The organism is Streptomyces sp. NPDC092370 (assembly GCF_044755265.1).
In the GTDB taxonomy this organism is placed as follows: domain Bacteria; phylum Actinomycetota; class Actinomycetes; order Streptomycetales; family Streptomycetaceae; genus Streptomyces.
This window is the reverse complement of record NZ_JBIVQO010000026.1, coordinates 1-10,718: the sequence shown is the minus strand read 5'-3', so window position 1 is coordinate 10,718 and position 10,718 is coordinate 1. Positions and strand designations below refer to the sequence as shown.

The window sequence follows — 10,718 nt, the reverse complement described above, 5'->3', positions numbered from 1 at the left end:
GATTCGCTCGACAGTTGCCAGCGCGGTGACAGCCGCGGTGCCCCGGGCGATCTGGCTGACCCGCTCGGCTTTGAGCGCGCACGCTTCGGCGATCCGGTTGAAGGAGATCCCCGCGTCATGGGCCATGGCGAACACCGTGGTGAAGTCCCGCTCGCGCAGAGCCCGGACGAACGCCGGGTCGGCCAGCAGACTGCGCGGCACTTGAGCGGGTGACGGCGGTAAGTCGTCCACAAGTCCCCCTGAATCTCGTGGAATGACAGTGCGTCAGCCCATCGACCATACCCACCGTGGGGGCCCCGTCACGGGGTTATCGCCAGCCCTTGCCGTGGCTGTACTGACGGGTGTCGCGGCCGCGGCTGTCCAGGGTCCGGCCGACCGATCAGGAGGAGGGTCCTCATGCAGAGTCCCGTCCAGCCCCCGCCCGCCACGTCCGGGCCGCAGGCCGACGGCCTGGTCCGCTCCCGGCAGCGGATCGTCGCCGCCCGCAACCGCAACGCCATCCCCTCGGACGGCGGCGGCACCGGCCGCAGCGACGGCAACGACTGACGATCGGGAGCCCTGACGCGATGACGGATCTGTCCATCGCGGCATGCCTGGGCGAGGACTTCCTCGCCCAGGCACTGCACCGCGAACACCGCCACGTACCCGGCGCGCTCGACGTCGCCGGACTGATGACCTGGGACGACCTCAACCACATCCTCGCCAGCCACCGCTTGGAGCCGCCGCGCATGCGGCTGTCCCGCGACGGCGAGACACTGCTGGTCGGCGGATACACCGCCCCGGTGGCCACCCGTCGGCACACCGTGTGGCACCGCCTGCACCCCGCCGAACTGCACGCCCGCCTCATCGAGGGCGCCTCCCTCGCCCTGGACAGCGTCGACGAACTCCACCCGCCCCTCGCCCGCCTCTGCGAAGCGATCGAACGCAAGCTGCGCACCCGCGTACAGGCCAACCTGTACGCCTCCTGGACCAGCACCGAGGGCTTCGGGGTTCACTGGGACGACCACGACACCGTCATCGTCCAGCTGGACGGCGCGAAGCGGTGGCGGATCTACGGCACCACCCGCCCGTTCCCGCTCTACCGCGACATCGAGGACCCCGGCGAGGCACCCACCGAACCGATCGCTGATCTGGTCCTGCACCCCGGGGACGTGCTCTATGTGCCGCGCGGCGTCTGGCACGCGGTCTCCGCCGACCAGGGCGTGCGCTCCCTGCACGTCACCTGCGGACTGCAAACCCACACCGCGACCGACCTGATGACGTGGGTGTGCGAGCAGCTGCTCGCACACGAGGACTGGAGGCGCGACCTGCCCCTGCTCGCCGCCCCTGACGTCCAGGCCGACGTCGTGGACGGGATGCGCAAGCGGCTCGCCGAACTGCTGGACGACCCCGGGCTGCTCGCCCGCTACCGGGCCGCGATGGACGGACAGGCCGTCGGCCGCATGGTGCCGAGCCTGCCGTACATCGACGGCATCCCGGCCGACCCGCACCTGCGGGTGCGGCTCACCACCGCCCGCGCTGTCCTGGACGTCGGCGAGGACGCGGTGACGCTGTCCGCCGCCGGGAGCACGTTCGAGTTCGCCCCGGCGGCGGAGGCGGTGCTGCGCCCGCTGGTCGACGGCCGCACCGTGGACCTGGCCGCGCTCGCGGAAACAGCCGGCCTCGCCCTGGAGGACGTCGTCGGGCTGGTCCAGGAGCTCGTTGCCGGGCAGGCCGCCGCGGTGGGGAGCCTGCTGTGACGGCACGACTCGCTCTGGGCACTTACCGGTGCCGGGCGATCTCGGAGGCGGCTGCCCGTGCGGCCGCCTCCGGCGCGCAGTGGATCGACACCGCTCCCAACTACGCCACCGGGCAGGCGCAGACCCTGCTGGCCCCCGTCCTGTCTGCTCACCCGTCGGTGCGGATCGCGACGAAGGCGGGGTACTTCACGACGGCCACCGGCATCGACGCCGTGAACGCCGGTGTCCTCACCGCAGACCAGAACTCGGCAGGGCACAGCCTCGCCCCCGACTACGTGCGCTGGCAGATCCGCCGCAACCGCGAGCAGCTCGGGCGCGAGAGGCTGGACCTGGTCCTGCTGCACAACCCCGAGCGCGCACACCCCAGCGACCGCCCCGCCCTGCACCGCGCGATGCGGGACGCGTTTGTCGTCCTCGAGGAAGCCGTGGCGGCCGGGCACGTGGCCGGGTACGGCATCACCACGTGGGCGGGCCTGGAAGAAGTGTTCACGGTGGGGGAGCTGCTCGCCCTGGCCGCCGAAGCCGCGGGCGGACAGCACCACCTGGTCGCGGTGCAGCTGCCGGTCAGCCTGGTGATGATGACGCCGATCACGCAGGCCCTGGACGGCCGCGGTCCGCTTCCGGCCGCCGTGGGCGCGGGCCTGCGGGTGATGGCCTCAGCTCCGCTGCACGGCGGCGAGCTGCCCGGCATGGTCGACCAGGAGCTCGCCGACCTCATCCGGCCGGGCTTGACCCCCGCACAGGCGTGCCTCCTCACCGTCGCGTCATGCCCAGGAGTGACGGACGTCCTCATCGCGGCCTCCAGTACGCCACACTGGAGGGACGCGGCCGACGCCGTCGCCCAACCCTCCCTGACCGCCGCCCAGTTGCGGGAGATCACTCATGTACTCGCCTCCCCCTGACCCGGACACCGAACAGCGCATGCGCACCCACCACGCCCGCGCCGCGAAGGCCCTGGCCGTCCAGACTGAGCTGGGCGGGGAGTTCTGGGGGTGGGCCGGGCGCACTCTGGGTGCCCCGGCCCGCACTGCAGCCGGCGCCCCGGCGTGGCTGCGGCTGGTGTCCGCACCGGCGGACAAGGCGTCGGGGAAGCTGTGGGACGGCGCCCTGGACGCACAGCATGCTTTCGGCGATCTCGACGGGCACCGGCCCGAGCTCCTGGGGGTGCATGACGCTTTCGACGACGGCACGGCCTACCGGGCGGAGCTGTCAGCCCGCGTCGACCAGCCCGTCCTGTCCGATGACCCGATCCTCCAGCACCAGGTGCAGCTGCCGGACTCCTGGTGGGCCGACCTGGCCAAGGCGCTGGAGAAGGTGTCGGCAACTGTCACTGACCGTGTCGCCGTACGTCAGCAGTACATGGACCGGGCGATCCCCGAGTTCGTCGGCATCCCGGCCCCGGCCGTTACCTGCTGGACCACCGCCCACGCCGACCTGCACTGGGCGAACCTCACCGCGCCTCTGCGGCTTTTGGACTGGGAGGGCTGGGGGCGAGCTCCGGAGGGGTTCGACGCCGCCACCTTCTACGCCTACACGCTGCTCCAGCCGGACACCGCTGCCCGCGTCCGCGACGCCTTCCCCGTCCTGGGCAGCCCGGCCGGCCTCGCCGCCGAAGCGACCGTGTGTGCCCAGCTGCTCCAGACCGTGAGCCGCGGGGACAACCTCATCCTCGAAGGCCCGCTCCGGGACTGGTCCGAGGAACTTCGCCGCCGCTGAGCCCGCCGCATCTGACGTGCCGTACCAGGCGTCTCGCGCAGCTCGACCACGGCAGGTCAGCGCGCTGCTCACCCGCCACTGGCTCGCTTCGGCCTGCCCTCGGTCAGCTGGCTGGCGGTGTTCTCGATCCACAGCAGCGTCCACTCGACGCCGGCCCGCCACCCGGGTTCCGCGCCGTCGTACCGGCCTTCGGCGTCGGCGCGGATGGTGGCCGCGAGGGTGCGCAGATCCTTCTGCAGTCCCTGCCGCCGTGCCGTGTCCACGGCCCGGCGCATCTCGTCAGTGATATCACCGGGTCGGAGCTCGCTCATCGCCCCACCTTGGACGACCGGCCCCACCGATGGCCATACCGGAAGGTCACCAACCCCCCACGGCCGAAGCTCTGGCCAGCCAGTGATCACCCGTGGCAGGCTCTTGCCCTCCAGGCGAGGGGAGTGTCTCGATGCAGGGCTGGGCGGAGACAGAAGGCGAAGTGTGTCCCGACTGCAAGGCAGGACCAAGTCCCGAAAACGCCCGCGTCGGGGGCGGGACGCCCCACCAGATGTGGCACACGCCCGACTGCCCGCAGTACATCATCATGCGGATCAACTGGAAGGAAGGCGCCCGGCGCGTCAGGGAGCAGGAAGAGTGGGCCCAAGGCGTCTTCCCGGCCGCGCACGAACGCCTGAAGATGGCAGCCGCCGAGATGCCGCCGGGCACAGCCGCGCAACCGTTCATCGACGCCCTGACCGAGCTGGTCCAGGCGCAGGCCGGCACCACCGGCTTTGTCGTCCTGCACCGGTGGGCGGAGATCCTGGAGCGGCACTTCCCGCCAGAGCTCCCCGACCCCGACCACGCCGCCGACTAGGCACCCGGCAGGCCGACCACGGCCCGGGACGCCCCGACCACGGGCCCGACCAGGGGCAGGTCAGCGTGCTGGTGTGCCTCGCTGATCGCCCGATCGCCCGGCGTTCCTCGAGGACGCCGCCCGGGCGGTCGCCTTCCCCGGCGTCTTCCGCACCGCGGCCTTCTTCGCCGGTATGGCCGGCGCCTCCTGCGGGTCCGTGTCGCCCGTCTCGCCGCGCGCCGCCCGGGCCTTGTCGACGGACTCCTGCAGCGCGGCCATCAGGTCCACCAGCTGACCTGGCCGCGCCTCTGGCTCCGGGGCCTGTGGCAGTGGGCGGTCTTCCCGCTTGGCCTCGATCACCTCGTGCAGCGCCTCGCTGTAGTGGTCGGTGAACTCGGGGCCGGTGAGGTCGTCGCGGGTCATGGCCTCGATGAGCGCCACGGCTTCGCCGATCTCGTCTTCGTCCAGCTGGACCGGCGGGGGCGCCACGGCGGCGGGGTCGCGGATTTCGTCCGGCCACAGCAAGCCGTGCAACGCGATCACATCGCCACGGGCCCGCAACAGACCGAGCCGCTCACGGCCCTGCCACGCGAACCGTGTGACAGCGACCCGCGAAGCCCGCTCCAGGGCGTGCCGCAGCACCAGGTACGGCTTGGCGGCCACGGCGCCCTGCGGCTGGAGGTAGTAGCCGGGGCCGATACGGAGCGGGTCGACGGCGGCGGCCGGGATGAAGGCGATCAGCTCGATGGCGCGCGCCGTGGGCAGCGGCAGGGCCCGAAGCTCTTCGTCCGTGATCGGGATGACCCGGCCGTCCGGCAGTTCGTAGCCTCTCCCGATCTCGCCGAAGGTGACCTCGCGGTCCTCCACCTCGCACCAGTAGCGGTTGCGCACCCGACCCCGGTCGGCGGTGTGGATCCGCCGGAAGCGCACGCTGTGATCTTCGGTCGCGCTCAGGACTGTGATCGGGACGCTGACCAGCCCGAACGAGATCGAGCCGTTGAAGACACTCGCGGGCATGGCACACCTCCGCAGCCCCGAGCACCTCCAGCGTAGGAGCCGCGCCAGGGCTCGTCACGAGCAAGGCCGGCACCCTGCCGCAGGCCTAGGCGTCGGCGTCCTGGTGCAGGTCCAGGAAGAACCGAAGCCGTACACCGGGCTCGCCTGGCTCCTTGGTCGTACAGTCCGCCGGCGCGATCGCACACTGCGCGGCCAGCAGTTTCTGAACAGCGAAGGCGGTCTCGTCATCGGAGGCCGCCACCTCCACCACGGCCAGGCCCGGCAGCGCCACATGCGCGTCATTGATCTGCCTCATACCTGGCACGACGTGCCGACGCCCCCGGAGGTTCTTCCATCCGAACGTCTTCACCCGACCGGGGACGGCTACGCGCGAGGCCTTGGTGGTTGCCAACCACCCCTGACCTGAAAAACGACGATGCCTCCGGGACCCAACCGGCCCCGGAGGCATGTCGCTTGCTCCGCAGCCCCGTTCAACGAACGGGGCCCGTCGACGTCACGCCACGGCGGCCTGCCTCGCCAGCACCGCGAGCGGGGAGCGCCGGCCTTTCTCCACCGAGCGCAGCTGCTCGAAGTCGACCTCGGGGTGCGCGGCGGGGATCGCGTCGACCGACGCCGTGGTGTACAGCGCGACGTCGACGGCCCCGGCCCGGCTCGTGCCGAAGCGGACCTCGATCGACTGCGGCGAGCGGATCCAACCGAGCCGCACCATCCAGTCGAACTCAACCCTGCGCACACCGAGTCGCGCGGCGGCCTGCTCCGGTCCCAGCGGGGTATCGGCGGCCACCAGCTCCGCCAGGTCCTCACGCTGGCAGACCTCCGCGACCTGACCGGGATGGTGCAGCGTCCCCTCGGGGTTCGCGCTCACGTCGGCGAGCAGCCCCCGGTCAACGAACCGCCGCACCACGAACGCCGTCACGCTCGCCTTCTCACCGATCACATTCGGAGTGCCCAGGGCTTCGGCGATCCGGTCCGCCGCCGCGCTCCCGGAGATCGGCGGGGAGGGCATCGCGGCCCGGATGGCGTCGGCGTCCAGCGCCTCCACAGCCTCCCGGGACCACTGCCAGGAGGACACGTCCGGATCGGGGATGAGCCTGGCGTGCCGCGCCCACCGGAAGGCAGCTGCGGACACCTTCAGGCGCTTGGCGGCCTGGCCCTCGTCGTACTCGGTTCGTCGTGCCATGAGATCACCTCTCGCTCGTTCGCCTCGAAGACGGCGAACAGAACATGGCAGAACATCCTAAAGAGTGTTAATACCCTTTGAAAATGGGCAAGTTGGACGCGCACCGCTAGAACGGCGCCCGCGTACGCGAGGGAAAAACACCCGCCCGGACCCGCTGCGGAGCACTGGCCGATCCGTCGTGGTCGGGGCTGACCACGAACCCCGACCATGAGGCCGACCACGACTCCAGTCGCACCGCCCCCAGGCCCGACCGTGACTGGTCGCCCGGGCGGCGTGTCCGAGATGACAATGAATTCGAACAAACGATCTAATGCCGGTATGGACGTGACCGACTTCCCCGACGACCTGGTGCAGACGCAAGCCGCCTGGAACGCCACCTACCAAGCGCTCGCCGCACCCCGCCCCCGCGACACCACCGCCCTGCGCCGCCGCCTGCTGCTCCTGTCCGTACGGCTGTGGTGGCACCCCTACTGGAGGACTGTCTCCTCGGTGCCAGCGGCACGCTCCGAGCTGCGCCACCTGACCCGCGCCCACGGAGCCGTCCGGGCCGCGTGACCGCACGCCTCGGTCGACCAGGAGCACGAGGTTGCGGCAGAGGTTGCGCTATCTGTTGCGCTGGATGTTGCGCCAAGGGTTGCGCTGGGTGTTGCACGGCCCGCAGGACCGTTGCCGTGTCCGCGCAGGTCACCTCGCAGTTTCGCCGTGGTCGGCCTGCTGACATCCCCGTTGCGGCTGCTCTGCCCATGTCCCTTGGCTGGAGTGGAGGAGGAAGGGACGGGCGGGATGGGCGGCGCGGTCGCGGCCGGGGATCGGGGCGCACTCAGCCGGTTGCGCGTCGGCCGGGGCCGCCGCGCCGCTGTCAGCCTGGAGGCGACGTCGCCGTGGTGCGCTTCTTCTTCGCCTTCGGCTTGGTCGGTGGCGGTGGTTCTTCTCCGGTGGTGCCGTTGTTCATCCGAGCACTGGCTTCCAGGACCTGGTCGATGATGCGGCGGCGCATCTCACTCTCAGGATCCTCGCCCAGGTTTTGGGCCAGGCGCTCTGCGGTCAGGTAGTAGCCGGTCAGGACTGGCTGCTCGAAGTAGCGGTTGAGCTGGCTCAGGGTCTGCCCGTACATCTGCAGGTAGGTGCGGTTGAGGAAGGCGGAGAGCGCCGCGGCGACGCCCGCGATGGCGGCGACGAAGACCTTGGTCTGGCCGTTGGCGAAGTACAGGCCGGCGGCGAAGCAGCCCACGATCACCAGCAGGCCCAACGCCATGGCCCGTTGCGAGGACCGGAAGGACCGGTCGGCTTGGTCGGTGGCGATCCGGTGGTATTCGTCGATCTGGGACTGGTTGAGTTCCAGGAGCGTGGCCAGGGGCGTGACGGTCTTGAGGTCCGCGAGCTTTTGCGCGTCGATCTCTTTCTGCCGTTCGGCTGCCTCTTCAGCCGCCTGCACCTGGAGGTCCTCTCGGCGGATCTGTTTGAGCAGCAGGTAGATCGCGATCCCCGAGACCGCGGTCACTGTGACGCCTATCAGGATCCACAGCCATAACGGCACCGATGCCACGCCACCTTGGCCGATGCCCCAGATCGCCACGACCGCAATGATCACCAAAGGGGAGAGGGACGGTTGGGAGCCTGATCGGCGGTAGTGGCCGCCGCGGACGGTTGTGGGTGCGCTCGGCAAGGAACCCCCTTGGGTCTCTGCGTACGGCGCCACGGCCGTGCAGTGATCAGTTCAACCGGCTGAGTGTGGCAGCCAGCCATCTCCCCGCCCAGCATCTGACCAGCCAACTGCGGCCGCACGGAGGCCGAACTGTCGCTGCCGACGGGGCGTACAGGCGACTGCTGGGTATACGGGAACATCGACCGTCGGGTGCTCGAAACAGCTTGTCCGCTGCGCCGCGATGCCTGCCCGGCGCGGCTGATCGGGTGATGCCCGCTGCTGCCTCCGACGCGAGGGCCCCGCTTGTGACGTTGAGCGGGTGACACGGCACCCATTACGCAAGGCGATGTGTACCGCACTGTATGAAACCGGTACGGTCACCGCATGTCTGGGGAGCACAACACAGAGGGCGCCGCTCGCACGGGAGTTGGCGCGGGCCTGGTCAGCGCCGAACTGCCGGCGCAGAGCGGACCACCGCTGACGGAGTTCGAGCTCTCAGTCGGCGAGCGCAAGATCCTCCAGTTCAAGAAGAAGCCTCAGATCACGGCAGTCGCCGAACTGGTGTGGAACGCCCTGGACGCCAACGCCACCGAGGTCCACGTCGAACTGCGCCGCTCCAGCATGACGGCGATCACCGACGTCGTGGTGACCGACAACGGCCACGGCATGACACCCGAGCGAGCACGCACCGCCTTCCAAGCCTTCGGCAACACCTGGAAGACCAGCAGGACGCACACCGAAGGCGGGGAACGCATCCTGCACGGCCGCAACGGCGAAGGCCGCCTCTTCGCCTTCGCCCTGGGCGACCAACTCACCTGGGAGTCCACTGCCAAGGTCGGCGACACCTTGGTCGGGGTCCAGATCCGCGGCAACGCCGACCACGCCACCATCTGGCAGGTCGAAGAGACAGCGCCAGCCAGGGAAACGCCCGGCACCACCGTCCGCATCTCTGTACCTCAGGGCAAGCCCCTGAGCAGCCTGGAGCGCGACGACGCCGCCGCGAACCTCACCGCCAAGCTGGCGTTTTACCTCCTGGCCTACCCGCACGTGCGCGTCACGCTCGACGGCAAACGACTCAACCCCAGCGACATCATCGTGGGCGAACCCATCGACCTGGAACTGGACCTGCCGGAGGAGTACGCCAACGCGGACCCGCCCCCGGTCGTGACCTTTGTCGAGTGGAACAAGCGGATGGGCGACCGCAAGATGCTCATCTGCAATGCCGACGGCATCGCCCTTGGCGAGCACGGCAGCGACTGGTCCGACGGCATCATCAGCTTCACCCCGTACCTGCGCGCCAACCTGTTCAACGGCCTGTCCGTCGATGACCTGCACGGACTGACCATGGCCCACTCCGGTCTCCTGGACGCGGCCGTCAAGGCCGTCCAGCAGCACCTGGCCGTTCGCGGAGCCCAGATCTCGGCAGAGGTCGTGCGGCAGCTCAAGACCGAAGGCATCTACCCCTACGACGACCAGCTGGCGACCGGCGCGCTCGCCATAGAGCGCCAGACCTTCGACGTCGTCGTCACCGCCGCCCGCCACGCGCTTCCCAACAAAGGCGCGGCCCGCAGCCTGTCCGTCAACCTCATCCGCACCGCCCTGGAGAGCAACCCCAGCGACCTTCACACCATCCTCGAAAAGGTCCTGGCCCTCAGCGACGACGACCGCCGGCACCTCAAGAACCTCCTGGACAGCACCGACCTGACCCACGTCATCGGCGCGGCCACCACCGTCACCAACCGCCTGAACTTCATCCAGGCCCTGCGCAAGCTCCTCGCCGACGAACACCTCCGCAAGAACCTGCGCGAGGTCGACCAGCTCCACCCCATGGTCGCCAAGAACCTGTGGCTGTTCGGCGAGGACTGGCACATGACCAGGAGCGAACTCGGACTCACCAACGTCCTCCAAGCCCACCTGGAAGACCACCTCGGTGAAGACGTCGTCCTGGAGCACGACCTCGAGGCCGTCACCCAGCCGGACGGGCGCAGCGGCCGCGTCGACATCCTGCTGTTCCGCAGCCGCCGGGACGACAACTCCACCGAGCGCCTCGTCATCGAACTCAAGCGGCCCACAGTGAAGGTCGGCCCGAAAGAACTCGATCAGATCAAGGGCTACGCCCGCGCCATCATCGACGACCCCCAGTACAGCGGGGTGGGCTCCAAGTGGCGCTTCTACCTCGTCACCTACGACTACTCGGACAAGATCCTTCGCGACATCCGGCAGAAGGACCGCCCCGCCGGCCTCGCCGACGTACAGGACGACTACGAGGTCTGGGTCAAGAGCTGGGGCGAGATCCTCGACGCCGGGGAGAAGAAGCTGCGGTTCTTCCAGGAGCAGCTGAACTACGAGGCGACCGACGACCGCGTCACCCAGCACCTACGCGAGAGCTACTCACACTTCATCCCCGACGCCCTGACACAGCCGCAAGGTCAGGCTGAAGCTGAGCCGACGGGCCCGCCGGAACAGGAACAGTGAAAAAGTGAGGCCCCGAGATCGTGTCCCAGGGCCTCGTGCACTTCGACTCAACGGCCGGGCGGTGGCGGCGTCATGCCCATTCCACGCCCAGTTCCCGCAGCGCGGCCAGCTGGTCCTGGG

General features: G+C 69.8%; 12 protein-coding genes and 1 pseudogene. 7 read left to right on the top strand and 6 right to left on the bottom strand.

Translation table 11 applies throughout. The features are described from left to right. Positions 1-201 (bottom strand): annotated as a pseudogene (locus ACIQHQ_RS37355) (hypothetical protein); the annotation flags it as partial. Positions 202-396: 195 nt separating this feature from the next. Between ACIQHQ_RS37355 and ACIQHQ_RS37350 the strand changes: the two are divergent. Genes ACIQHQ_RS37350 through ACIQHQ_RS37335 form a run of 4 tightly spaced genes read left to right on the top strand, consistent with a single transcriptional unit; the run spans position 397 to position 3,455 of the window. Then, entirely contained in the window at positions 397-546 is a 150-nt protein-coding gene (locus ACIQHQ_RS37350) for a hypothetical protein (protein ID WP_402621289.1), read from the top strand. A gap of 20 nt (positions 547-566) precedes the next feature. Further along, the gene (locus tag ACIQHQ_RS37345) at positions 567-1,739 is read left to right on the top strand and encodes a JmjC domain-containing protein (protein WP_402621286.1); all 1,173 of its coding nucleotides are present in this window, start codon (positions 567-569) and stop codon (positions 1,737-1,739) included. Continuing rightward, complete coding sequence (locus tag ACIQHQ_RS37340; protein ID WP_402621283.1) at positions 1,736-2,641, top strand: aldo/keto reductase; 906 nt, start codon at positions 1,736-1,738, stop codon at positions 2,639-2,641. Before ACIQHQ_RS37345 ends, ACIQHQ_RS37340 begins: the two co-directional genes overlap by 4 nt. After that, positions 2,622-3,455, top strand: coding sequence for a hypothetical protein (locus ACIQHQ_RS37335; RefSeq protein ID WP_402621280.1), 834 nt, complete (start codon positions 2,622-2,624; stop codon positions 3,453-3,455). The genes ACIQHQ_RS37340 and ACIQHQ_RS37335 overlap by 20 nt, the downstream gene beginning before the upstream one ends. A gap of 68 nt (positions 3,456-3,523) precedes the next feature. On the opposite strand, the gene ACIQHQ_RS37330 is transcribed toward ACIQHQ_RS37335, so the two are convergent. Then, the gene (locus tag ACIQHQ_RS37330; RefSeq protein WP_402621278.1) at positions 3,524-3,766 is read right to left on the bottom strand and encodes a hypothetical protein; all 243 of its coding nucleotides are present in this window, start codon (positions 3,764-3,766) and stop codon (positions 3,524-3,526) included. 230 nt (positions 3,767-3,996) lie between these two features. On the opposite strand from ACIQHQ_RS37330, the gene ACIQHQ_RS37325 reads away from it, so the two are divergent. After that, positions 3,997-4,302, top strand: coding sequence for a hypothetical protein (locus ACIQHQ_RS37325; protein WP_402621275.1), 306 nt, complete (start codon positions 3,997-3,999; stop codon positions 4,300-4,302). Positions 4,303-4,362: 60 nt separating this feature from the next. Here ACIQHQ_RS37325 and ACIQHQ_RS37320 read toward each other — a convergent pair whose 3' ends face one another. From ACIQHQ_RS37320 to ACIQHQ_RS37310, 3 genes are all read right to left on the bottom strand, one after another. Continuing rightward, positions 4,363-5,298, bottom strand: coding sequence for a Ku protein (locus ACIQHQ_RS37320; protein ID WP_402621272.1), 936 nt, complete (start codon positions 5,296-5,298; stop codon positions 4,363-4,365). An 85-nt stretch (positions 5,299-5,383) separates the two neighbouring features. Further along, the gene (locus ACIQHQ_RS37315) at positions 5,384-5,593 is read right to left on the bottom strand and encodes a DUF6207 family protein (RefSeq protein ID WP_402621269.1); all 210 of its coding nucleotides are present in this window, start codon (positions 5,591-5,593) and stop codon (positions 5,384-5,386) included. Positions 5,594-5,791: 198 nt separating this feature from the next. Further along, entirely contained in the window at positions 5,792-6,478 is a 687-nt protein-coding gene (locus ACIQHQ_RS37310; protein WP_402621266.1) for a hypothetical protein, read from the bottom strand. A 318-nt stretch (positions 6,479-6,796) separates the two neighbouring features. On the opposite strand from ACIQHQ_RS37310, the gene ACIQHQ_RS37305 reads away from it, so the two are divergent. After that, entirely contained in the window at positions 6,797-7,033 is a 237-nt protein-coding gene (locus ACIQHQ_RS37305; protein ID WP_402621264.1) for a hypothetical protein, read from the top strand. A gap of 304 nt (positions 7,034-7,337) precedes the next feature. On the opposite strand, the gene ACIQHQ_RS37300 is transcribed toward ACIQHQ_RS37305, so the two are convergent. Further along, positions 7,338-8,054, bottom strand: coding sequence for a hypothetical protein (locus tag ACIQHQ_RS37300; protein WP_402621262.1), 717 nt, complete (start codon positions 8,052-8,054; stop codon positions 7,338-7,340). A gap of 453 nt (positions 8,055-8,507) precedes the next feature. Here ACIQHQ_RS37300 and ACIQHQ_RS37295 point away from each other — a divergent pair, with 453 nt between their 5' ends. Next, entirely contained in the window at positions 8,508-10,598 is a 2,091-nt protein-coding gene (locus tag ACIQHQ_RS37295) for an ATP-binding protein (protein WP_402621259.1), read from the top strand. The last annotated feature ends 120 nt before the right edge of the window (positions 10,599-10,718 follow it).

Excerpts from the sequence above, each read along its gene's own strand:
- ACIQHQ_RS37350 (WP_402621289.1), top strand. The coding sequence starts at position 397 with ATGCAGAGTCCCGTCCAGCCCCCGCCCGCCACGTCCGGGCCGCAGGCC.
- ACIQHQ_RS37345 (WP_402621286.1), top strand. The coding sequence starts at position 567 with ATGACGGATCTGTCCATCGCGGCATGCCTGGGCGAGGACTTCCTCGCC.
- ACIQHQ_RS37335 (WP_402621280.1), top strand. The coding sequence starts at position 2,622 with ATGTACTCGCCTCCCCCTGACCCGGACACCGAACAGCGCATGCGCACC.
- ACIQHQ_RS37330 (WP_402621278.1), bottom strand. The coding sequence starts at position 3,766 with ATGAGCGAGCTCCGACCCGGTGATATCACTGACGAGATGCGCCGGGCC.
- ACIQHQ_RS37325 (WP_402621275.1), top strand. The coding sequence starts at position 3,997 with ATGTGGCACACGCCCGACTGCCCGCAGTACATCATCATGCGGATCAAC.
- ACIQHQ_RS37320 (WP_402621272.1), bottom strand. The coding sequence starts at position 5,298 with ATGCCCGCGAGTGTCTTCAACGGCTCGATCTCGTTCGGGCTGGTCAGC.
- ACIQHQ_RS37315 (WP_402621269.1), bottom strand. The coding sequence starts at position 5,593 with ATGAGGCAGATCAATGACGCGCATGTGGCGCTGCCGGGCCTGGCCGTG.
- ACIQHQ_RS37310 (WP_402621266.1), bottom strand. The coding sequence starts at position 6,478 with ATGGCACGACGAACCGAGTACGACGAGGGCCAGGCCGCCAAGCGCCTG.
- ACIQHQ_RS37305 (WP_402621264.1), top strand. The coding sequence starts at position 6,797 with ATGGACGTGACCGACTTCCCCGACGACCTGGTGCAGACGCAAGCCGCC.
- ACIQHQ_RS37295 (WP_402621259.1), top strand. The coding sequence starts at position 8,508 with ATGTCTGGGGAGCACAACACAGAGGGCGCCGCTCGCACGGGAGTTGGC.